Origin of the sequence: Oceanobacillus timonensis, assembly GCF_900166635.1 — a bacterium.
Classification (GTDB): Bacteria; Bacillota; Bacilli; order Bacillales; family Amphibacillaceae; genus Oceanobacillus; species Oceanobacillus timonensis.
In genome coordinates this window covers 612,608-637,329 of record NZ_LT800497.1, presented here as the reverse complement: position 1 = coordinate 637,329, position 24,722 = coordinate 612,608, and the positions used below count along the sequence as shown (strand labels likewise).

Here is a 24,722-nt window from a genome sequence, read left to right as displayed (position 1 = left end):
TTCCCATAGGCTAAGTATGGGAAAGTCCTCTTTTCTATTCAATGCAATACGTTTCTACTGTCTTTTCAAGTTGTAAGAATCAGCAATTGCATCCGCTGTATATTGTGCTAATTGATTTTTGTAGTTATCGCTTTTTAACAAAGCATTTTCTGTGAAGTTATCAATAAACAAATATTCGATGAGAATAGCCGGCATATTTGTATTACGAAGAACACTAAGATTCGCAGATTTTTGTCCTCTGTCGGAAACATTTAAACGAGAAGAAATATATGAGTGAACATCATTTTGTTTATCCCTTGTTTCCTGCGAAACGTTACCGTTGTAAATATACGATTCAAATCCACTTGCTGAACCATTATGAGCGTTATTGTGAAAGCTTACAAAGTAGTCTGCTCCCCATTGGTTCGCTTGGTTCGCGCGCTCAGTTAATTCAACAAAGGTATCTGTTCTTCTGGACATTTCAACTTCAACGCCTTGATACTTACTAGTAAGGATTCGTTCTGTTTCAAGTGCAATGTCTAATACAACGTCTTTCTCGTTTAATCCATATCCTTGGCCACCTGGATCATGCGCACCATGACCTGGATCAAGAAAGATTTTTACTGTGGATTGCTGATTATATGCTTGGTTTAATTGACTTAATGTTACCTCGTCTACGATTCCATTTACCCGCAAGCCTTGATCTCTTTGGAACTCCTCAACTTTTTGTTTCATAAAGCTTCCAAATAACGTCGTCTCGGTGATATAACCATATCCGAGCGTATTTAGCTTTTCCTTTATTTCCGGAATGTCATCATGACGTTTTCCTTGCTGGAATGAACTGTTATATACACTATCTAGTTTTTCTTGCGTTTCCTGATTCAATTGCCCATTTGCTGAAAGATTATAGTATTCTTGGAATCTCTTTACTTGTGTTTCCATGAAACTTCCAAATAATGTTGTTTCCGTGATATAACCAAAGCCAATTGCATTTAGCTGCTCTTTAAACTCAATCATATCTTCATGTCTATCCCCACGTTGATACGTACCTTGTGGAGCTACTTCATCCAATTTCTCTAAAGTTACTTCATCAGCGATTCCGCTCACACGCAGACCATAATCACTTTGGAACTCCTCAACTTTTTGTTCCATAAAGCTTCCAAATAACGTTGTTTCGGTGATATAACCATAACCAAGATTATTTAGCTTTTCTTTTATTTCTGGTATATCATCATGTCGTTTCCCTTGCTGAAATGGACTGTTATATACACTGTCCAACTTTTCTTGCGTTTCCTGATCTAATTCCCCACTTGTTGTAAGGCCATAGTATTCTTGGAATCTTGTTACTTGGCTTTCCATGAAACTTCCAAATAATGTGGTTTCCGTGATATAACCGAAGCCGATTGCATTTAATTGATTCTTAAACTCAATCATGTCTTCATGTCTGTCCCCACGTTGATACGTATCTTGTGGAGCTACTTCATCCAATTTTTCCAACGTTACTTCATCGGCAATTCCATTCACACGCAGACCATAATCACTTTGGAATTCCTCTATTTTTTGTTCCATAAAGCTTCCAAATAACGTTGTTTCGGTGATATAGCCATAACCGAGGTTATTTAGCTTTTCTTTTATTCCTGGTATATCATCATGACGTTTACCTTGCTGAAATGGACTGTTATATACGCTGTCCAATTTTTCTTGTGTTTCCTGGTCTAGCTGCCCATTTGTTGTAAGGCCATAGTATTCTTGGAATCTTGTTACTTGTGTTTCCATGAAACTTCCAAATAATGTGGTTTCCGTGATATAACCGAAGCCGATTGCGTTTAGCTGCTCTTTAAACTCAACCATATCTTCATGTCTGTCTCCACGTTGATACGTACTTTGAGCAGAAAAAGTTTCTGCTCCATCTAAGTTTTGCTCACCGATTTGCTGTTCCTCATCGGCATCTTCTTCTGTCTCAGATTCTTGTTCTTCCTCTGATTCAGCATCTTCTTCTGTCTCAGATTCTTGTTCTTCTTCTGATTCAGCATCTTCTTCTGTCTCAGATTTTTGCTCTTCCTCTGATTCAGCATCTTCTTCTGTCTCAGATTTTTGCTCTTCCTCTGATTCAGCATCTTTTTCTGTCTCAGATTCTTGTTCTTCCTCTGATTCGGTGCCTTCTTCTGTCTCAGATTCTTGTTCTTCCTCTGATTCAGCATCTTCTTCTGTCTCAGATTCTTGTTCTTCCTCTGATTCAGCATCTTCTTCTGTCTCAGATTCTTGTTCTTCCTCTGATTCAGCATCTTCTTCTGTCTCAGATTCTTGTTCTTCCTCTGATTCAGCATCTTCTTCTGTCTCAGATTCTTGTTCTTCCTCTGATTCAGCATCTTCTTCTGTCTCAGATTCTTGCTCTTCTTCTGATTCAGCATCTTCTTCTGTCTCAGATTCTTGTTCTTCCTCTGATTCAGCATCTTCCTCTGTCTCAGATTCTTGCTCTTCTTCTGATTCAGCATCTTCTTCTGTCTCAGATTCTTGCTCTTCTTCTGATTCCGAACCTTCCTCTGTCTCCGTTTCTTGTTCAAATTCTTCTTCTTCCGTCTCAAAAGCTTCAGGTTCACTAAATTCCAAATGCTCTTCGCGGTCAAATGAATCTGTTAACAAGACATCTTCTATTTTTTGGAGCGTATCTTCCTCTACAATACCAGTATCTTCTATGTCGTGGTATTCTTGAAAGGCTTTTACAGCTTCTTCGGTATGTAGGCCAAAGTACTCTGTTGGATTTTCCAATTCTGCAAATCCAAGCTCTGTTAAATCTTCTTTTAACGTTTGAATTACTTCATCCTCATCACCGAGCTGAAAAATTATTTCTTCTGACTCTTTGTCGTTTTCCAAAGTATCCTCTTCGTTGTCTGTTCTGTTGTTGCCTTCCTCTGGATGTTCACCGCTTTGCTCTACATCTTGGGAATGATTATCATCCATCGCAAAAACTTTACTCGCTGTAGAAAATGGTGAAATAATCAGCAAAGCAATAACTAAAAGAGGAATCCATTTTTTCCTCAAACTTTTGCACCTCCTAGTTTTTCTCTTACTGTGTCTTTGTCGGCGTAAACAGAATTATATTCAGTAAAATCAATACAAAATATAATTCAACCAAGGCGAAAGACTTATTCATCATAAGTTGAGCCACTCTTAAAACAAGTCTATATCTCCAGCATATTGTGTTATTATGTATATGTATTTTTTAATTGTATAGTAACTGCAATTAACTCTATTCTCTTATTCTATTTAAAAGTATATAGACCTCTATTTAAAAGTGAATCACTGATAAGGTTAGCAGAAAATGAAATTTTTAACAACTATACATATGGAATTGAAATTTTACTTCATTGGTGTCTTATGCTATTTTCTTTTTTAAAGGGTAAATGATTTACTCAATAAAGGGATAACAGGAGGCATAAAATGTATATATGTTTTATGAGGAACTTTACGAAACCGCCCGAATATGTAAAATTATTAGCAAAAGCTGCAAAGTATTATGATATCGAATTAATTTATAGCCACCCTAAAAATGTGGATATCAATAAAGAGGTTATTAATGGGCTAACACTCCATAATAACGTATGGCGTGATATAGAGATTTCGGTTCCTGCCTATATAGATTTGAATAGTTATTCTTATAAATACAAAAATGTGATTGCTTTTTTAAAAAAGAAAAGCACCCTATTAAATCCAAAAGGTTTTGGTTCAAAATTAAAAATTTACAATACATTGATTGAAGATGGAGAGTTTGCTAAATACATTCCGGATACCATTCAAATTAATGGTTTCGATGATGTTATGAAGTTTATCCAAAAATATGATAAAGCTATTCTTAAACCAAGAGTCGGCCACAAAGGGATTGGGGTATATTTAATCAATAAAATAAATGAAACATCTTATCAGTTGTACTTCAAGAATTCTGAAAAGACCCTGTCTGCTGAAGAACTGAGAACTTATATAGAGGATTTAATAAGTGATAAAGTGTATTTAGCACAACAATATATTCAATCTGTTACTACTGCAGGGGATCCTTTTGATTGCCGGATACGATTAGAAAAAAATGTGGAAGCGAAATGGGCAGTGGCAATTCATCTGATTCGTATCGGTTCCAATAACAAAGTTGTTTCTAATGTAGCGCAGGGTGGAGGCGTACAAAAGCTTGTCCCTTTTATTAAATTTCACTACCCAGATAAGTGGGAAAATATTAAAATAGAATTTGACTATCTGGCAGAATATCTTCCTCCTAAATTAGAAGCCCTCTATCATAAACAAACATCCTGTCTCGGCATTGATATAGGGATTGATAGGGATGGGAAAATTTATATATATGAGGTTAATGCTGCCCCAGGCATGGAATTCGGTGAAGCAGAAATTATTAACCTAAAAGTTGATTATTATCATTACCTTCAACAGACAACAAGTGAATAACACAATGGAACAATGCATGAAGCTGCATTGTTCCATTTTACATACAATCTGTTATGTTTTCTTCACCAGCTTCTTCGCTTTTCTCAAAAAACCGGTTATTTTCCATGAAGTACTGTTTATCATTTCTTGGATTTGCTTTTCTTTTTTCTCTTTTTTTTCGGTTTCTTTGCTTACTGCTGTTTCCAATTGTGAAATTTTATGTTGGTCATCGTCAATCACATCTACCAAATCTTTCAGTGGGTAATTTAGCTTTTTATTTAATACATATGCATAATAGTTGCTTCTATGAAACGCCGCTTCAGAAACAACATTTGTTGTACCTGGTCCATCATTTGTTTCAAATAAATAAATATCGCCATTTGATTCTATCCCAATATCTATTCCTAAATGCATAATATGTGTTTTTCTTAATTTTTCCATTTTCTTAGGCAACGTCTTTCCTACCCTTACTAAATTACTATAAATCGTCTCCCATTTATCTCCATAGAATGCTTTTAGAAAGGCAATAGGATCACTAACGCCGCCACCTTGACTCACATTAGATACAACAGACTGCCCAATCCCAATTCGTACATAAATTTTTGCAATCGACCATTTACCAGAACGGTCTCTTTCTACATGAATACGAATATCAAAAGGATCTCCTTGAGGTGTTTTCGATGCAATATATTTTTGAAGAATATAATTCCTTTGTTTCAAGATCTCATCAAAATACGTTTTAAGTCCGTTTAAATTAACATTCCATTCATTTCTTTGATAACCTATTTTAAATGTATCCTCTCCTATTTTTTCAATAGAATAAATATCTTTGCCTTTTATCCCTTTACCAGGTTTTATAACCACTTTATTATATTTTATTAAGTTCGGATATAAATCATCAAATACCTCTAATTTATGTGTAGGAATGATTAAATGAGCAAATTTTGCATCATCTTTTAAAACTTCTTGCAATTTTTCTTTACTAATTAAGTTGACTCTAGTATCAGACAGAAAAGTGGATTCTCTTAAAAAATCCATTACTTCTTTATTTTCTTTTTTAAAGCAATATATAGCTGCATCAATAAAAGGCGGAATATCCGTTTCCTTATTAACCCATTTACTATCCACCATTACTTTTCCATTGATTTTCTGTTCTTCTATATTTACATCTTTTGGTGTCATGTAAACTATATCTATCCCGTATGATTTCGCTATTAATGATGTCATCGTTGCCAATTTTGTAGGTTTTTTAAAATTAGTCATAATACCTACCTCGTACATGGATTCTACCACCTTTATGTTCTTTTAAAATCCTATCATTCTTATGTTTTATCAGGTTTCGCTGTTTCCGGGAATAATGCATCCACTACTTTTTCAATAACATTACGCTTTTTACCAACCCACGGGAAATGATGCATGGTAAGCATAGGACCTAAAGGGCCAACGTTCATTTCTAAAATATGAATGTTATCACCATTAATCAATACGTCTACACCACATATCCTTACTCCTGGAATGGAACGGACCGCTTTCCTTACTGCTTCTTTAATTTCAAAATTGATTTCATCCGTTACGTCAATAGCATCTCCACCTGTTGAAACATTGGAATTCGACCTCAAGTATACCATTTCACCGTCTTCCGGGATAGTATTATATGTGTAATTCGATTTAGATAATACACGTTCTATTTCCTCATCTAAGTGTATTTTTATATGAATGGGATTTTTTCTTTCTTCACGTTTTTTGTTCTTTTCTTCTATTAATTCAGCAATAGTTGAGATGCCATCACCTGTAACATTGGCCGGAATCCGGCGAGCTACACCTACAATTTCATTTTTTACATACGTAAAACGATATTCATTCCCGCTGATATATTCTTCAATCAATACTTCTTTATGGTTTTTTCCCACTTTATGAAAACAATGAACAAATTCATTATAATTTGTAATTTCTACGTAAACATGTTTGCCTTTTGCATCATTATATGGTTTTATCACCACTGGTAAAATTGGCTGTGCCCATGACCAAGCCCTCTCTACATCTTTATTAGAGAATACAACATTCTCTGGAGCTGGGAATCCTTTTCCTCTCAACATTCTGCTCGTAATTTCTTTTCGGTTCGTTACTTCAATAGCTAACGGGGTGTTATAGCTGTTTACTATCATCCCTTTTCTAATTAAATAAGACTTGCCATTGTATTCCATTTTAAACCTTTTATTCAGCAGTGGTGTTATCTCCACACCTCTTTTGTAAGCTTCTAGGACGATCATTCGATTAGAACGATTTAATACCCGCCCGGTTAATTCCTTTACTTTCATAATCTGCCTCCTTATGTATCTGCCAGAGGATGGGGTGAAATTGTTTTACTAATGGTAAATATCGAACTTAGAACGTAAATTGTGGAAATATCAACAGATAGATTTAGATATTATTCATTTTAAAGGTTTCATGCCTTTTTAACCTCAATCTCTGGCAGATTAGTTGAAATCATCAAAACTTCTATTTACTTGTTATACTGATTACTTCACAGACGATTTGTTTTTGTAATAATTTGAAAACCTGTCTTTCTCGGTTCATTCGTATAAATAAGGTCTTGCTCCTCTATCTTCTCAACAGAGGATTTTTTATTTCCTTTTTCTACTGTCTTTTTAAATATATCCAGTCCTTCTTTTTCCTTGCTGATAAGATAAATTTCTACGGTGTTTTTATTTATTTTTTTCGCATAGCCAAAGAAATCGCTTTTCAGTGCTTGTCTTTTTATAAAACTCAGATAACCTGTTCGGTTTACCTTTCCGGTTACTGTATATTTTTTGGCATACATGTCATTTGACGGCGTTTGAATAACTTTTATTTCATCTACTGCATATTTCTTTAACGGTTCTAACATGCAAGGATAATCAAAATAGAAGTAAGATTTATCATTCCCTTTTGTTTCCGGGAAGTAATAATCTATGATTGCCCCAGGGACATCTTTTGCTTTTCCAACTAAAGGGAATAAATGGAAACCTATCTCTGCGGTCCCGTTTATTTCTAGAACAACGCCTTTCCGATTATCTTCTGGGTTAACAATAATATCTAATCCCGCATGCGGAAGAGAAGGCAGTGCTTTTAATGCGTTAACAGCAATCTGTTTCACTTCTTCTGTTAGTTCATCGGTTGCTTCAATTGGGTCACCTCCGGTAGACAGGTTACTTTTTTCCCTTAGGAAGACCTGTTCGTCTTTTTCCGGAATACGGTCTAACGTATAGCCCATTCTTTGAAGCATTGCATTCACTTCATAATCCACTTCTATCGGTTTTGTTGCTAAATATGGATTCTTTTTTCTCTCTGTATTTTTTAACTCGATTAATTTTTCAATAGTATTTATTCCATCACCAATAACATTGGCAGGAATTCTGTTTGTAGCACCAATTACTTTATCCCCGACTACATAAACACGATATTCCCTGCCGTCGTAGTGTTTTTCTACAATATATTCACGATAAGAATAACTCGCCCTTAATTCTTTTAGAATAGCAGCTAACTCATTTTCATTATTTATATTTGTATAAACACCTTTTCCCATACTTCCTTTTAGCGGTTTGATAATAACCGGATAACCAATTTTATTCGCATACTCAATAATATCTTCATCTGTTTCTAAAGTCTTTCCTGCGGGGACAGGCACACTACTCTGCTCAAGAAAGGATTTTGTTTTTTCTTTATCCAGGCATATAGTAACGGATTTATTGGCTACTATATCTCCTCTTGAACGATAGAAATAATGCAGCTTTTCTCCATTGCTTAGAGAATAGAATTTTCCATGAGTACTACTGAACATCCGATGCAGTTTACAAAGACTGGATTCATCTCGATACCACTTCAGCTCTAATCCTCTTCTCCATCCTTCTAAAGCAATTAAATAGCCGCATAACTGATAGCCGGTGACACCTTCAACAGCTTCTTTCGTCAGTGTTGGAAGCAGTTCTACTTGTTGTGTTTTCATAAACAGTCCCCTTATTTTATTATTTTTGTTTATTCTAAAAAGTTGTATAAAACACCATACGTTAGTTGACTGTATTTTAGGGACTATACTGCTTAATGAACTGTTTTCATTTCTGTTACGTTTCGATTATATTATGACAGTTATATATTTACTTCTTTACAACCTTTCCAGCTTTCCTTAACAAACTAGTAATTTTCCATGATGTACTATTTAAAATGTTATTCATCCGCTTTTCCTTGCATCTCATTTCTCTGTCTTTTTGCATGATTTCTTTATCTTTGCGAATGATTATCCTTTCTTTTGTTTCTATCTCTTTTTCCAATTGCGAGATTCTGTTACAACTACTTTCAACCTTATCTATTGGATCTTTTACGTTATAATGTAATTTTTCCTTTAATACATACAAATAATAATTGCTTCTAAAATAAGCTACTTCGGATTTTAATACTTTTGAGCTAGGACTGTCATTTACTTCAAATAGATAAAATTGTTCGCCACTTTTATCTATACCAATATCCAGCCCTAATGTCATAATATCCTTTCCTCTTAGTTCTTCCATTTTTTTAGGGATAGTTTTCCCTATTCTTTTTAATTGATTATAAACTTCTTGCCATTTTTCACCATAATTAGCCTTTAAAAACTCTCTCGCATCACTAACTCCTCCCCCTTGGTTAACATTGGAAATAACAGACTGTCCGATACCAATTCGTACATAAATCTTGGCAATAGCCCATCTGCCTCTACCATTTTTTTCTACATGGATTCTGCAATCAAAAGGATCTCCTTGGGGCGTTCTAGATGTAACATATTTTTGAAGAAAGTAATTTTTCCCATTAAATGTATGATCAAAAAATGCTTTCAGTTCGGTTAAATGAACCTCCCACTTCTCTGTATTAAAACCGATTCTAATTAAATCTTTTCCTATTGTTTCCATAAAATAGATGTTTTTACCACGTAACCCGCTTTCGGGTTTCAGTACAACTTTCTGATATATTCTTAAATAATAGTGCAAGTCTTCCAAAGTCTCCATGCGATGAGTAGGTATCATTAAATGGGAAAAGGCTTCATCCTTACTTAATACATCTTGTAAATATTCCTTCGTGATAACATTTTTTCGATCCTCTGATAACATCGTTTCCTGTTCCAAAAAATCCATTACTTCTTTTGTTCCCGGTTTAAAACAATAAGGAACAGTATCAATAAAAGGCGGAATATCTGTTTTTTTATCAATCCACTTATTATTGATTAACACTTTTCCCTGCACTTTTTCTTCTTTGATATCAACATCTTCCGGATTCATATAGAGCAGCTCTATTCCATATGATTTAGCGATTAGTGAAGTAGTTCTTGCTAACGAATCCGGATTGGGTAAATTACGCATATAACCAATTATCATCTGCAACCATCCCTCCTGTTGTCTGAAAAAAATATGCTCAATCTGTTCTTATTCATTCTCTTCCACATGACCATATAATTTTATACATAATTTACCAAAAATAATTAAAAAATCTGACTTATTAAATGAAAGGAACTTACATTCCTATTTCATACACTATCATTACCTGATTTTAAAATCTGGAACCCACTGTGTTAATCTATTTTTGAGCTCGGTAAATATCTCTAAACTATCGAACTTTCCAAAGTCCGTTTTTATATAGCGATTTTTTTCAATATAATCTCGAAATAAATGCATTTGAAAACTAGTATTGTTCTCGTCATCCACAAAAGTTAAATCAATTTCCGGCTCTCCAATTGCAACTTTTCCTTCTTCATCTTTACTAATATCCAAAGATAGCACCCCACCGATTTGTCTGTAGACTCCAAATTGGCCTGTATAAAGATTCCCCAGAGAATAAATTGCCAATGATTTGTTTGCTCTAGAATTTAGTATCCATTGAGCTGGCTGTAATACATGGGGGTGGTGGCCCAGGATAATATCAGCACCTGCATCCGATAAAGACGTAGCAAGATTCACTTGAGAAGAGGATGGGTTCAGAGCATACTCTGGTCCAAAATGTACGGCTAGTACAACTACATCTACTTTCTTTTCTTCTTTTAATCTCTCAATTATTTTTCTAATAGGAATAGTTGAACCACCAATGATTCTATTTAACAAGTACCTCTTTCCTTTAGGAAAATCCTTATTATTTGAAACTGTAGAATACGCCATAACACCTACTTTAATTCCATTTCTCTCAAATATGCGAACTGTGTTCTTATCTGTCTGCGACTTGTGCGAACCTACATAAGGCAAACCTATTTTTTCAAGATTTTCAATGGACTTCAGCACGCCTTCTTCCCCGAAATCTAAACTGTGGTTATTCGCATTGGTTATAATATCGGTACCAAATTCCTGCAAATTTTCTGCGATTTCTATTGGATTATTAAATCTCGGGTAAGTTGCAAGACCAAATTCTTCTCCAGCTACAATCGATTCTAAATTAACAATAGACAAATCTCCTGCCTGCAATAATTCTTTCACTGGAGCCATTTTATCTCGAAAATCATATTTTCCATCTTTTAAGCTTTTATTGTATACTCTATCATGTAATAAGACATCTCCTGCAGCTACTAATTTCATCCGTGACATATTTTTCATCCCCCACCCATCCATTACATTTAAAAATTTATATAACGACTTTTTAACTTCGTGTCTATGTATATACTGTACCAAAAAAGACCCCTTTTGACATGATTTTATGTATTTCTCACTTATGTTTTCTAATTATGCTCATGTTTATATTTCTTCGTTTTCACGAAATACTATCCATTCTAAGGTAAGCGGGAAATAATAGACCGCATTCTATTATAACGGAACTACCTCTATACTTGGATTTAACAAGTAACAGGAGGTAGTTTTTTCATGAAGGAAAACCCGATTGTTCCCGTAACGATCCCAGCACCATCTTCCTCTACGCCTGTAAATCCAGTAGCGGAAGTTTCTTGTCATTCTCTACAGCTAACAATCTTTGAAGGTTGTCAGGAATCTTTGGCAGTAGCCTTGATAAAGGAGGTGTGCCGTCATGCTCGTTGACTTCTCCCAGATGAAAAATTGTTATTTAGTCTGTGGCTATACAGATCTTCGCAAAGGCATTGATGGTCTGGCTTCCGTAATCACCAGTCAATTTCAATTAGATATTTTAGATGAATCTGTTTTCTTATTCTGCGGGAGAAGAACGGATCGATTTAAAGCTCTCTGGTTTGATGGAGAAGGTTTTTATTTGCTTTATAAGCGATACGATCAGGGAAAGTTAACTTGGCCGCGTTCGCAAACCGACGTTGAAAAACTGACACCAAAACAAATCGAGTGGCTGTTTGACGGTTTTTCCATCTATCAAAAACAAAAAATTCAACCTGCCAAATTAGGTGTCCTCACTTAATCATGGGGGAGAGAAATTGTTTTTTAAATTTTTTCTTCCCTTTTTGATAAAGTGTGGTACGATAAAAGAAATTATTTGGACACAGGGGGTGAATACGTTGACAGAATTGGAAAAGAAGCTGATGAAACAAATCGAACATTTGACAATTCAAAATGAAAAACAAGCAAAACAAATTGAACAGCTGATTAACCAGCTGACCAATATGAATCGTCGACTATTTGGAACATCATCCGAAAAGAATTCTCAAGGTCAACTCTCCTTCTTCGAAGAAGACAATAATCCCCCTTTTAGCGAGGCAGAGCAACCTGCAGACAAAGCCGTTGAAATAGAGACCATCTCTTATCAGCGAAAAAAATATCAAGGGCAGCGGGCCGATATCACAAGAGACTTGCCTATCGTGGTGGAAGAACACACTCTTCCGTCCGATAGCCAGGTCTGTTCGTGCTGTGCCAGCCCATTAAAACATCTTGGGAAGCGAGAAGCTCGAACGGAGTTAGAGTTTATCCCAGCTCATTTAGTAAAACATGTACATTATGAACATGCTTATGAATGCTTAGCCTGTAAGAAAACCGGTCAGAATCACATTCTCCGACAAAAAGCACCGGAACCAGCCTTAGCTAAAAGTTTAGCTGGACCGAGCGTGTTAGCCTATAATCTCTATCAAAAGCTGGAGATGAGTATTCCTTATCATCGTCAGGAAAAAGAATGGGCAAGATATGGGTTGAAGGTTTCCCGGAGAACGTTGGCAAACTGGGCGATTCGAAGTTCCGAAGAATGGCTGGAGCCATTGTACCAACAAATGAGAGAAAAATTACTTCTAGAACCTGTGCTCTCCGCTGATGAAACGACCTATCAAATTTTACGCCGGGCAGACGAAAAGTCAGCTACAGCCGATGCGAGGATATGGTTATTTCGAACAGCGGAAGCTGCCAAACATCCCATTATTCTCTACCATTCTTCCGAGACACGCCGGTTTGAAGTAGCAGAAACCTTTCTCAAAGGATTTCAAGGACTTCTTCATTGTGATGGATATTCCGTCTATCAAAAATTAGAAGATGTGCAACTTCAAACGTGCTGGGCGCATGTTCGGAGAAAGTTTTTAGAGACCAATGATTCAAATGGACAAGGCGCCGTCGGCGTCCATTACTGTGACCAGCTTTTCAAGCTGGAAAGGCAATGGAAAGATTTATCTCCAGAGGAACGCCTGCAGCAACGCCAGCTGGAAAGCAAGCCGTTACTGAAGGAGTTTTGGGGATGGCTGGACGCTCTCGTTACAATGAAAGGTCCTTTACAAAAAGCTGTGGATTATACACAAAAGTTAAGGGATTCCCTTCAACGCTTTTTAACAGACGGACGCCTTTTCATTAGTAATAATCTCGCAGAACGTTCCATTCGGCCTGTCACCGTCGGACGTAAAAACTGGTATTTTTCAACCAGCGTAGCTGGAGCTCATGCGAATACCATTGGATACAGTGTTATCCAAACAGCTAAAGAAAATGGAATTGATCCGTTTGAATACTTAACCGTTTTATTTACGGAACTTCCCCAGCTTAATATTTTTCAAGACTCGGAACAATGGGAAAACTATTTTCCATGGAGTCCTTATATCCAAGCCAAGGTGAAGCCACTTTCAAAACATATAAAACGAGCATAATAGCCCTAATGGAGCTTCTTTACAAAAAGTTTACTCCTTTCAGGGCTATTTGTCATGGCGTCATATTATTTCCCGCTTACATTCTAAGCATAAAAAGGATATGATTAGTTTTTATATAAATATATCGAACTATTTAACAATCGAATATATGAAAGAAAAATGAACTATTAGGAGTGGTCCCATTCCTAATAGTTCATTTTTATATAATGCAATAAAAAACATTAAAGTTTATACGATAACTTTAAAGCCGGTTTTTCTTGGCCTGCTTGAAAGTTCCAAATCTTTTTCTTTAATATTTTTTACTACAGATTTTTTCGATCCCTTTTTCACATAATCTTTAAATGCATTTAATTCTTCTTGCGATTCACCAACAAGATATATATCTACTGTATTGTCATCTATTTTTTTTGCATACCCATATAGATTTCTTTCCAATGCATATCTTTTTATTTTTGACATATACCCTACCCTATTTAATTTTCCTGTTGCAGTATATTTCTTTGCATATTTTTTATTCAACGGTGTTTTATCAACCTTTATTTCTTCGATAGCACCCGTTTTTATAGGCTCTAGGATACTAAGATAATCAAAATAAAAATGCGTTTTTTCAGCACCTGCTGTTTCTGGAAAATAGTAATCTATTATTGCCCCAGGAATATCCTTTGCTTTCCCCTCCAGTGGAAATAGATGAAAAGCAATCTCCGCAGTGGCATTCACTTCTAATACTACACCTTTTCTATTATCCTTAGAATCCACAATAATATCGACACCTGCATGCGGAATAGAAGGAAGTGCTTTCAATGAGTCAATGGCAATTTGTTTAACTTCATCTGAAAGTTCATCTGTTGCTTCAATCGGATCTCCACCAGAAGAAAGATTGCTTTTTTCCCTTAAATAAATTTGCTCTCCTTCTTTAGGAACACTCGTTAATGTATAACCAACTCTCTCAAGCATGTATTTCACTTCATAATCTGCCTTTATCGGTTTAGGTGCCAGATATGGATTCTTTTTTCTTTCTTCATTTTTAACTTCGATTAACTCTTCAATTGTGTCTGTCCCGTTTCCTATGACATTAGCCGGAATTCTGTTTGTTGCGCCAATCACTTTGTCACCGACAACATAAATGCGATATTCATTGCCATCATAATGTTTCTCCACTAAATAACGACGATAAGAATACGTTGACCTTACTTCCTTCAGAATACTTTTTAACGATTCTTCATCAGCTATATTTGTGTACACTCCAACTCCCATGCTTCCATTTAAAGGTTTTATAATAACAGGATAACCAACCTCATTCGCATAGTTAATAATATCCTCATCGCTTTCTAATGCTTCTCCTGAAGGAACTGGTACATTATTTTTTCGCATGTATGATTTGGTTTTTTCCTTATTTTGACAAATTCGCACCGTTTTATTGACAACTTTATCTCCTCTTGAACGTAGAAAATAATGCACTTTTTCTCCATCACTTAAAGAGAAAAATTTTCCATGTGTGGTGCTGTTTAACCGGTGCAGTTTACATACACTTGTTTCATCTTTATACCATTTTAATTCTAAGCCTCTTCGCCAACCTTCTAAAGCTACTGCATAAGAGCATAGTTGAAAGCCTGTTATATCTTTCACGACTGTTTTTGTCAAATCTGGTAAAAGTTCTGCTTCTTGAGATTTCATTGTGACTCTCCTTCATTTTATATTCCATTATTACTTATCAATCGATATTCTCAAAATATGGATTTTAAATAGAAATTCTATCTCCATCTTATCATAAATTATATTGTATTCTTGTATCATTTCTTTGAATAGGTCAAAAAAATGATAAAAAAGCAGCAGTAATAAAACAGCCTCTACACTTTAAGGTAGAGGCTGTTTTATCATTTAATGCAGGAAACAGAAACGCTAATTATATAAATTTATTAATTACTTTTTTGTCTTTATTATATTTTTTGCTTTTCTCATAAAACTTGCAGCTTTCCAAGAAGTACTATTTAATAAATCGTTCATTTGTTTATCTTTTTTTATAATGCTTTCCCTTAACTCTATAATCTCATCATGACTACTTCTCAATTTTTCAATTGGATCTTCTACTTCTATTTTTAATTGTGTCTCTAAAATATATAAATAGTAATTACTCCTTAAGAAGGCTACTTCAGATATCAGAGCTTTCGTACTTGGCCCATCATTTACTTCAAATAAATATAATTTGCCGTTTTTATCTATTCCAATATCCAGCCCTAACGACATGATATGCGTTCCTCTTAGCTGCTCCATTTTAGCAGGTATTTCTTTACCGAGCTTTAATAAATTCTGGTATAGTTTCTTCCATTGATCACTAAAATTCGCTTTTAAAAATTCTTGTGGGTCACTAATTCCTCCACCTTGGTTTACATTGGAGATAACAGACTGCCCAATTCCAATTCGTACATAAATTTTGGCAATTGCCCACTTGCCTGTGCCATCCTTTTCTACATGCACCCTGCAATCAAAGGGGTCTCCTTGTGGCGTTCTTGAAGTAACGTACTTCTGGACGATATAATTTTTTCCCTTTAACGCTTCATCATAGAATGCTTCCAAATTATTTAAATCTACATCCCATTTATTTTTTTGGAAACCGATAAGAAATAAATTCTTATCCTTTTTTTCAATAATATAAATTCCTTTTCCCCGCAGCCCTTTTCCCGGCTTCAGTACTATTTTATTATACTCATCCAGGTAGCGATACATTTCCTTAAAAGTTTTCATTTTATGTGTTGGTATCATTAGATGGGAAAAGTAATTATCATTATTCAACGTATTTTGTAACATCTCTTTTGTTACAACGTTTCTTCTATTATCAGACAAAAATGTCTTATTTCTTAAAAAATCCATTATTTTTTTGTTTTCTTTTTTAAAACAATATGGAACAACATCAATAAAAGGTGGTATGTCTGTTTTTTTCTCTATCCATTCATTGTTTACCAATACTTTTCCATACACCTTCTGTTCTTCTATATTTATATCTTTTGGACGCATATAGATAAGTTCAATACCATATGATTTTGATATTAATGCAGTCATTTTTGCTAATTCTGTCGGCTTATTAAAATTAGCCATCATGCCTATTTCATGCATAAACGACCCCTTCTCTCTTTGTTAAGTAATCATTATAAATCCGGTTTTTTTAGGTTTATTAGAATATTTCAATTCTTGTTCCTCAATATGCTCGACAACAGATTTTTTAGACCCTTTTCTGACAAATTTTTCAAAAGAGTTTATTACTTCTTTTTTGTCACTGATAAGGTAAATTTCCACTGTATTTGCATCTATTCTTTTTACATAGCCGTAAAGATCATTTTGTAAAGCTTGTCTTTTAATATAATTCATATACCCTACTCGATTCAATTTCCCAGTTACAGTATACTTTTTAGCAGACATCCCATCCATTGGCGTTGAAATAACCTTTATTTCTTCAACAGCATATTTCTTTAATGGTTCTAATAAACTGAGGTAATCAAAATAAAAACAAGATTTATTTTTTCCGATTGTATCAGGAAAATAATAATCGATAATTGCTCCAGGAATATCTCTTGCTTTACCCACTAGCGGGAATAAATGAAAGCCAATTTCCGCTGTTCCATTTATTTCTAGCACTACTCCCTTCCGATTATCATGTGGATCAACGATAATATCGACTCCAGCATGAGGGAGTGAAGGAAGTGCTTTTAATGCATCCACAGCAATTTGCTTCACTTCTTCCGAAAGTTGGTTTGTTGCTTCAATTGGGTCTCCACCAGAAGATAAGTTACTTTTTTCTCGTAGAAAAACTTGCTCATCCTTTGCTGGGATACTTTCTAACGTATAACCAGATCTTTCAAGCATGTATTCTACCTCATAATCCACTTTTATTGGTTTAGGAGCTAAATAAGGATTGTGTTTTCTATCCATATTTTTCATTTCAATTAATTTTTCTACACTGTTTATCCCGTCACCAACGATATTAGCAGGGATTCTATTCGTAGCACCAATTACCTTGTCACCAACAACATAAATTCGATATTCATTACCATTATAGTGTTTTTCAACGATATACTCACGATAAGCATATTTTAATCTTAATTCTTTAAGAATATCAACTAACTCATTTGTATGGGATATATTTGTGTAGACACCCTTCCCCATACTCCCATTTAACGGCTTTATAATGACAGGGTATCCTATTTCATTCGCGTACTGGATAATAGCTTCATCCGTTTCTAACGTTTTTCCAATAGGTATAGGCACATTATTCTGTTCGAGAAAAGATTTTGTTGCTTCTTTATTCTGGCAAATTCTTACTGCTTTATTAGCAACTTTATCTCCTCTTGATCGAAAGAAATAATGCATTCTATCTCCGTTGCTTAAAGAAAAGAATTTCCCATGCGTACTACTATTCATTCTATCTAGTTTACAAAGGCTTGTTTCGTCTTTATACCATTTTAATTCCAATCCTCTTCTCCAGCCCTCTAAGGCTACTAAATAGGAGCACAACTTGAAACCAGTTATATCTTTAACAACTTTTTTACTCAGTGTAGGTAATAGTTCTACTTCGTGAGATTTCATCATTATTCTCCTCTTCTTCTGGTTGTTCTGACTAATAGTAAAAACGATTCCTCTTTATCATTTAGTCAGTTTTCTGATGTTGTTCTTTTATAGGGTGTTCAAAATCCTTCATAAAATATATCATTAATAATTTCGAAACTTTCATTATTTTTATTCCTGTCATGATTCAAATTACGAAAAGTTATTTTACCTTTTTTATTAATACGAGAAAATTTTCATCAACTCTTATTTGTTTTCAACAATTTACTACTTATTTTTTGTCAGTTGATTAGTATTATATAAATTAAAGTAAGTATTGGAAAGTAATATTTGAAATTTTACAATGTTGTAATCCAAATGAAATATATTTTCTTTGTTATCTAAATAGAAATTGTTTTATTTTTAATTATTTACACAATTTCTGAAGTTAATTTGATGTGACAGTTTATGAAGAATTCATACTAAAAAATATGTTATAATATGAATAATCATTTTAACGAATTTATGTTAGGAGAATTGATTATGGAAGAAAATCGATTTCTAAAAAGTTTAGACCACCCCATACCCCAAAAAGCAAATGATTATATGTTAAGTTCCTATAGCATTATATTAGAAGCTTGGAGAAGGGGATTGAAAATATCCTTTCGCATTGTAAAAGAAGGTACTGGAAATTTCGAAACAGATTATGTAATTTCTGATGGCAATAGAAAGCATCACTTCAGTGCTACACGGGGAGATTTAGTTTCTAAACAAACCAAAGATTTAACTAAAAACAAATTAGTTACGAAAGAAATTTTACAAAAGAAGAAAGTATCTACACCGGGTGGACGAGATTTTGACGCTGATGTTAGTGACTCTGATATAATAAAATACGCTTCCGAAATCGATTATCCCCTAGTAGTAAAGCCCTTAGCTGGAACCGGCGGCAGAGGAGTTATTGCTGGTATTCGAAATGAAGAGGAATTAATTGAAGCGTTAAATTATGTACGTGTTAAATTAAAATTTCCTCATATTATTTTAGAAAAGTATTTTACTGGAGAAGATTATCGTTTATATGTATTAGATGGCAAAGTCATTGGTGCATTAAAAAGAGTAAAAGCAAATGTTATTGGAGACGGTAAAAGTACAGTAAGGCAGCTAATTAATCAGAAGAACATTGAACGTGCCAAACTTCCATCACTAACAAACCGTAAAATAAAAATCGATGATGAACTTAAAAATATGCTTCGTAGAGAGGGCTATGATTTAAAATCTGTCATACCAAATGGAGAATTAGTTTATATTAAATCAAAAAATAACGTATCTGCTGGCGGAGACTCTATTGACGTTACTGATAAACTATCTGACAACATCAAACAAATCGCTGTAGATGCGGTAAATGCTTTCGATGATCTGCCTCAATGCGGTGTAGATTTGATGATTAATGAAGAAAGTGATACTGGCGTTGTTATTGAACTTAATACACGTGCACATATCACGCAGCATTTATTCCCAATGAAAGGACAAGCTAGAGATATACCATCTGATTTAATTGATTTCTATTTTCCTGAAACTATTAATTACAATCGGGAAGGTGCTCAAAAGTTCTTTTTAGATTTCAACTTCATTTTCGATGCTTGTATGAATGGAAATGCAACTGATATAAAACTACCCGTACTACCTACAGAAGCTTTAACTCTTACTCGCTACGTCATTAGCGGTTGTGATTATACGGAAGCTTTTGCAGATCGCGTTCAACGTTTGGCAGCATATAATGCACGTGTTAATGGTTATATTAAACCTTTAAATAACGGAGACATTTCTATTATTGTCGGCTCAAGTCAAAAAAGAATTAATGATTTTCATACTAGACTTGAGAAATACGTAAAAAGGGTTAGCAAGTCTGCAACAATTACAGAAAAGAAACGCTCTAGTCCTATTATGCATGGTTTTCATATTGAATCGACAAATGAAGAAACTGTCGATAATAACAAAGGTAACTCTAAAGAGAAATCTGTTCTCGATAAATATATGAAAGATTATGCTAAACTAAAGTCTGACTATCAAAATGCCGTCAACCGTTTAGCAAAATATGAGCGGGATGAACGTACTTTGGAACTTACCCAACGACAAAATAAACAGTTAAAGAAACGACTACAGCAAATGGAAGAAAGTAATTCTTGGAAAATGACGAAACCCATTCGAGCATTTACTGAGAAATTAAAAAAATAGCCTTATGAATTAAATAGAAGCCATAAGCAGTTTAGACTGTTTATGGCTTCTTTATTTGTTATTATTTTAATTTAAATTCCGGCATCCACTGTGTTAATCTTTCGTTTAATTCACTATATACTTCCAAACTATCAAACGTATCGTGCACTGTTTCTATATAAGGATTTTTAGCTATATAGTCACTTAATAAGTGCATTTGATAATTGTTTTCACGGCTGGCATCTACATAAGTTAAGTCCATTTCAGGCTGATCGATAGTGATTCTTCCTTTTTCATCTTTACTGATATTTAAAGATAACACACCGCCGATTTGTCTATACAGCCCTTTTTGGCCACTATAGAAGTTTCCTAATGAATGAATGACAAAAGATTTTTTACCTCTGGAATTCAAAATCCATTGTGCAGGTTGTAATACATGCGGATGATGTCCTAATATAATATCCGCTCCAGCATCTGATAAAGAAGTAGCAATATCTACTTGAGAAGCTGGCGGTACAAGCGCATATTCTCTTCCGAAGTGTGCTGCAACGATGACCACATCCGGATTCTTTTCTTGTTTTAAACGTTCAATATCACGCCTAACTTCCTTCGTAGAGCCACCCACAATACGATTTAAAAGATAAGGTTTATTTTTTGGAGGGTTCTTTCCTAAAGTTACTGCTGTATAGGACAGGATAGCTACTTTAATTCCATTCTTCTCAAAGATACGAAACTTTTTATGATCTTCTTTTGATTTATGTGAACCAACGTAAGGTAAGCCAATTTTTTCAAGGTTCTCCACAGATTTAATAACGCCTTCTTCCCCTAAGTCGAGGCTATGGTTATTCGCATTTGTTACAATATCTGTTCCAAATTCCTTTAAATTTTCCGCTAATTCTATCGGATTATTGAATTCCGGGAAAGAAATTAGTCCTAACTCTTCCCCAGCTACAATTGATTCTAAATTAACAACAGAAAGATCTCCGGATTGGAGTATTTTTTTTGCAGGTGCCATTTTGTCTTTAAAGTCATATTTCCCATCTTTTTTACTTATATCGTAAACTCTGGAGTGTAACAACACATCTCCAGTAGCTACTAATTTCATTTCTGACATTGCCATTCCTCCACCATTATTTATCAATTTATCTAATATAGGCTAGATAAATAAATTACTTTTTATCCTTCACCTTCGACCCAATCTTCCGCATAGACTCCGTCACCTTCCAGGAAGTACTATTCAAAATATGTTTCACATCTTTCTCCGCTCGATCCTTCTTCTTCCTGAGCTCTTGCAGATCTTTATCCATTCTGCGTAAAGCATGCTGTACGGATTTGATATTATTGGTATTGTATTTCTCAGAGATTTCAAATCCTACGGTGACAAAGCCATCATAATCCTCTGCTTTTATACGAGTTACTTCCGAGCCCTGCGGATAGCCTTTAATGACTTCTCTAAAGTCATCTACGACTTTTTTATCTGTTCCGGCTACAACGACTTCAATTTCATCAAAAACGACACTTTTGACATAGCCATGGAGATTGTTCGCAAGTGCTTGTCTCTTCAGCCATTTATGGAAATTGTATCGTTGCACATTTCCATTCACAATATATTTCTGAATATACAATTCCCCGATTGGTGCCGGTGCAACTTCCACTTCCAATGCTGCTCTGTTTTCCAGAGGTTCGAGGACATTGATTAAATCAAAAGATACTTTTGATTTAGTGGTATCCACTCTTCCTTTTGTTTCCGGAAAATAATAATCAATAATGGCTTTCGGTATATCTCTTGATTTTCCTTCAATCGGGAAAAGGGCGCCGCCGATTTGTGCAGTCGGGTTTAACTCAATCACCACTGCTTCTCCTCTTACATCACTGCGGTCATTAACAATAATATCAACACCGCCTTGCGGGAAATCATCGATTGCTTTTAATGCTTTAATCGCAATTTGCTTATATTCTTCCGGCATGGTATCAGTGACGTCTACGGGATCACCGCCGGAGGATACGTTGGTTTTTTCCCGTAAGTAAATAACTTCGCCTTTTTCAGGAACGCTCTCCAGGGTATAGCCTGCTTCCTGGATAAATTCAAGAATTTCTACATCCATATGAATCAGACAGCTGTTAAGACGTGCATTTTTTCTTCGTACCGCGTTTTTAATATCGATTAATTGTTCAATGGTATGTTCTCCGTCCCCCATAATGTTGGCAGGTACACGGTTGTAGGCAGCGATGACTTCATCTCCCACCACATAGACACGATATTCTTTTCCGCTGACGTACTGTTCCAGCACGACTTCTTCATACTCCAATTCACGCCGGACATAGTGGATTGCTTTCAGTAATTGTTCATGATTTTTAATATTGGTTACGACACCATTTCCCAGACTGGCATTGGTCGGTTTTAAAACCATCGGAAAACCGACTGATTCTGCGAATGCGATGATTTCTTCATTGGTTGCTTCTGCTTCAAAGCCTTTTCCTTTGGGTACAGGGACGCCTGCATTGCCAAGATAGATTTTGGTATCATCTTTTTCTGATCCAACTTCTACTGCCTCATTGGAAACCAAATCTCCTCTTGTCCGAAAGAAGTAATGTGTCTGCTTCTCTGAAGTTAACGAAAATAGACGGCCGGGCGGGTTCACTCCAAAAATAACCATATTTTCAAAGTGCTCGGAATCCTTTGTATACCATTTTAGTTTGAGGCCTCTCCGCCATCCTTCTAATGCAACGGAAAATGCATCGAGACGTGTTTTTCTCGCATTTCTTACCATCTCATTATTCAGATGTGGAAGACTTATCCCTAACTGATTATCTTTCATGTTCATATCCTCCTGTTATCGTCCAAGTTCAAAAAGTCCAATGAAATTCACCGTGTCTTTTTTATTGAACTTTTTGAACATCCTTTAATCCGCTAATCCTTATCCCTTAAACTTCTTGAAAACCGAGCCAACCGCACGAATCGGCGAGGTTGCCTTCCAAGAGAGGCTTTCATAATGCTTTCTCCGTCTTAATTCTGCTTTCTTCAGTGCAAGCTCTGTTTCTTCCAGTTCCCGTTGGTACCATTTCAATTCTTCTATCTGTGTTTTCAGGTCTGTTTTGATTTCGAAACCGACTTTAACCGGCTCGTCCACCTCTTCTTCTAATACTTCCATCACGGATGCCCGTTCTTCATCTTCCCAGATGCCGTGCTTGAAGTCTTCTACCATTTCCGGATCTGTGCCGGCAACCACGATTTCGATATCGCCAATTTCTTTAGTCATGATATATCCGTGCAGCTCCCGTTCAAATGCCTGTTTGCGAAGGCCGCGATGATAGCCGATGTCCAGGACATCACCGACAACAATGTATTTCTTCATATAGACTTTCTGCTGCGGGCATGGTGTGACGGTTGTCACTGTTGCATCCCGATTTTGGAGCGGGTCCAATACATCATGAAAGTCGAAGAAAGTGTTAATCTGCGTTACTTTATTTTCTTTTGTTTCCGGGAAGTAATAATCCATGATTGCTTTAGGAATATCCCGTGATTTCCCCTGGATTGGATATAATAATCCGCCCAGCTGTGCTGTAGGATTCAGTTCAATCACATAGGCCTGGTTATCCGCTTCGTTCACCATTAAGTCAACTGCTCCGTGTGTCAGTCCTTCCACAGAACGTATGGCTTGCAAGGCGGTTTCTTTCACTTCTGCAGACAGGTCGTCCAACACATCAATCGGATCGCCGCCAAGTGAGATATTGCCTTTGAAGTTTAAATAGACAAGCTCATTCTTTTCAGGAATCGACGTGAGTGTTCGCCCTTCTCTGGCAATAAAGTCTGTTAACTCATCGTTTACCGTAATCAGACAGCTCACCAGACGCGGATTTTTTTCCCGCTCTGCATTTTTCTGATCGATTAACTGTTCCAGCGTATGTACACCATCTCCGACAACGTTTGGCGGCTGACGATGCATTGCTCCGACAACTTCATCTCCTACAATATAAATGCGGTAATCTTTTCCGGCGATATGCTGCTCCACAATGAGATCCTCATCGGTTCCCAGCTCTTTGGTATAGTCCAGACATGCCTCCAATTCCGCTGGGCTGGTAATGTTCACAAAGACGCCGCGGCCAAAGCTGCCGTCTTTTGGCTTTAAGACAACCGGAAAACCGAGTTCTTCCGCGTATTTCTTGATGGCTTCTTTGCTTTCATCGCCAGTGAATATTTTCCCGTTTGGCACAGCTACCCCATTCTTCCGCAAATGTTCTAGGGAGTTTCCCTTATCTTTTCCGGTATAGACCGCTTCATTGGTTACTTTATCGCCTCTGGAACGGAAGAAATAATGCGTGCGGTTCGCTGAACTTAATGAAAATAATTGTCCTGGTCTGTCTGTATACCATGTAACCATTTCACTGAATTTTTCCGAATTTTCCACGTGCCATCTTAATTTCAGACCTCTGCGCCATCCTTCCAGTGCAATAACGTATGCATCTAATAAACTTCCGTGTACATCAGAAATGACTTCTGATGTCAAATGCGCTAGCCATTCGGCATTATTCTCACTCATGCCCTGAT

The 24,722-nt window shown here is 35.7% G+C and carries 16 protein-coding genes; 4 read left to right on the top strand and 12 right to left on the bottom strand.

The genetic code is table 11. From position 1 onward, the window contains the following. Positions 1 to 54: 54 nt before the first annotated feature. On the bottom strand, positions 55 to 3,021 hold the full coding sequence (locus B7E05_RS03350) for a peptidoglycan-binding protein (RefSeq protein WP_080872510.1): 2,967 nt from the start codon (positions 3,019 to 3,021) through the stop codon (positions 55 to 57). A gap of 399 nt (positions 3,022 to 3,420) precedes the next feature. Here B7E05_RS03350 and B7E05_RS03345 point away from each other — a divergent pair, with 399 nt between their 5' ends. Further along, positions 3,421 to 4,428, top strand: a complete 1,008-nt coding sequence (locus tag B7E05_RS03345) for a YheC/YheD family protein (protein ID WP_080872509.1) — start codon at positions 3,421 to 3,423, stop codon at positions 4,426 to 4,428. A gap of 51 nt (positions 4,429 to 4,479) precedes the next feature. Here B7E05_RS03345 and B7E05_RS03340 read toward each other — a convergent pair whose 3' ends face one another. The 5 genes from B7E05_RS03340 to B7E05_RS03320 all read right to left on the bottom strand — a co-directional run bounded on the left by B7E05_RS03340 (position 4,480) and on the right by B7E05_RS03320 (position 10,991). Then, the gene (locus B7E05_RS03340; protein WP_245832937.1) at positions 4,480 to 5,670 is read right to left on the bottom strand and encodes a YheC/YheD family protein; all 1,191 of its coding nucleotides are present in this window, start codon (positions 5,668 to 5,670) and stop codon (positions 4,480 to 4,482) included. Positions 5,671 to 5,729: 59 nt separating this feature from the next. Next, positions 5,730 to 6,725: an ATP-grasp domain-containing protein gene (locus B7E05_RS03335; RefSeq protein ID WP_080872507.1), complete on the bottom strand. Its 996-nt coding sequence runs from the start codon at positions 6,723 to 6,725 to the stop codon at positions 5,730 to 5,732. A 206-nt stretch (positions 6,726 to 6,931) separates the two neighbouring features. Then, on the bottom strand, positions 6,932 to 8,392 hold the full coding sequence (locus tag B7E05_RS03330; RefSeq protein WP_080872505.1) for an acylphosphatase: 1,461 nt from the start codon (positions 8,390 to 8,392) through the stop codon (positions 6,932 to 6,934). Between the two features lie 148 nt (positions 8,393 to 8,540). After that, the gene (locus B7E05_RS03325; RefSeq protein WP_080872504.1) at positions 8,541 to 9,788 is read right to left on the bottom strand and encodes a YheC/YheD family protein; all 1,248 of its coding nucleotides are present in this window, start codon (positions 9,786 to 9,788) and stop codon (positions 8,541 to 8,543) included. A gap of 162 nt (positions 9,789 to 9,950) precedes the next feature. Next, positions 9,951 to 10,991 carry a CapA family protein gene (locus B7E05_RS03320; protein WP_245832935.1) on the bottom strand — a complete coding sequence of 347 codons (1,041 nt, stop codon included), beginning with the start codon at positions 10,989 to 10,991 and terminating at the stop codon, positions 9,951 to 9,953. Between the two features lie 424 nt (positions 10,992 to 11,415). Here B7E05_RS03320 and tnpB point away from each other — a divergent pair, with 424 nt between their 5' ends. Together tnpB and tnpC are read left to right on the top strand one after the other, a co-directional pair. Beyond that, positions 11,416 to 11,772: an IS66 family insertion sequence element accessory protein TnpB gene (tnpB, locus tag B7E05_RS03315; RefSeq protein WP_042528993.1), complete on the top strand. Its 357-nt coding sequence runs from the start codon at positions 11,416 to 11,418 to the stop codon at positions 11,770 to 11,772. 97 nt (positions 11,773 to 11,869) lie between these two features. Next, entirely contained in the window at positions 11,870 to 13,426 is a 1,557-nt protein-coding gene (gene tnpC / locus B7E05_RS03310) for an IS66 family transposase (RefSeq protein WP_080872501.1), read from the top strand. 228 nt (positions 13,427 to 13,654) lie between these two features. On the opposite strand, the gene B7E05_RS03305 is transcribed toward tnpC, so the two are convergent. From B7E05_RS03305 to B7E05_RS03295, 3 genes are all read right to left on the bottom strand, one after another. Continuing rightward, on the bottom strand, positions 13,655 to 15,100 hold the full coding sequence (locus tag B7E05_RS03305; protein WP_080872500.1) for an acylphosphatase: 1,446 nt from the start codon (positions 15,098 to 15,100) through the stop codon (positions 13,655 to 13,657). Between the two features lie 246 nt (positions 15,101 to 15,346). Next, positions 15,347 to 16,537 (bottom strand): YheC/YheD family protein, encoded by a 1,191-nt coding sequence (locus tag B7E05_RS03300; RefSeq protein ID WP_080872498.1) that lies wholly within the window; start codon positions 16,535 to 16,537, stop codon positions 15,347 to 15,349. A 21-nt stretch (positions 16,538 to 16,558) separates the two neighbouring features. Then, positions 16,559 to 18,004, bottom strand: a complete 1,446-nt coding sequence (locus tag B7E05_RS03295; protein ID WP_080872496.1) for an acylphosphatase — start codon at positions 18,002 to 18,004, stop codon at positions 16,559 to 16,561. Between the two features lie 501 nt (positions 18,005 to 18,505). Between B7E05_RS03295 and B7E05_RS03290 the strand changes: the two genes are divergently transcribed. Continuing rightward, on the top strand, positions 18,506 to 20,194 hold the full coding sequence (locus B7E05_RS03290; RefSeq protein ID WP_080872495.1) for an ATP-grasp domain-containing protein: 1,689 nt from the start codon (positions 18,506 to 18,508) through the stop codon (positions 20,192 to 20,194). Positions 20,195 to 20,255: 61 nt separating this feature from the next. On the opposite strand, the gene B7E05_RS03285 is transcribed toward B7E05_RS03290, so the two are convergent. The 3 genes from B7E05_RS03285 to B7E05_RS03275 form a co-directional block, all read right to left on the bottom strand. Further along, positions 20,256 to 21,287 (bottom strand): CapA family protein, encoded by a 1,032-nt coding sequence (locus tag B7E05_RS03285; RefSeq protein WP_080872494.1) that lies wholly within the window; start codon positions 21,285 to 21,287, stop codon positions 20,256 to 20,258. Positions 21,288 to 21,342: 55 nt separating this feature from the next. Further along, entirely contained in the window at positions 21,343 to 22,992 is a 1,650-nt protein-coding gene (locus B7E05_RS03280) for an acylphosphatase (protein ID WP_080872492.1), read from the bottom strand. Positions 22,993 to 23,091: 99 nt separating this feature from the next. After that, positions 23,092 to 24,714, bottom strand: coding sequence for an acylphosphatase (locus B7E05_RS03275; protein WP_080872491.1), 1,623 nt, complete (start codon positions 24,712 to 24,714; stop codon positions 23,092 to 23,094). Positions 24,715 to 24,722: the final 8 nt, after the last annotated feature.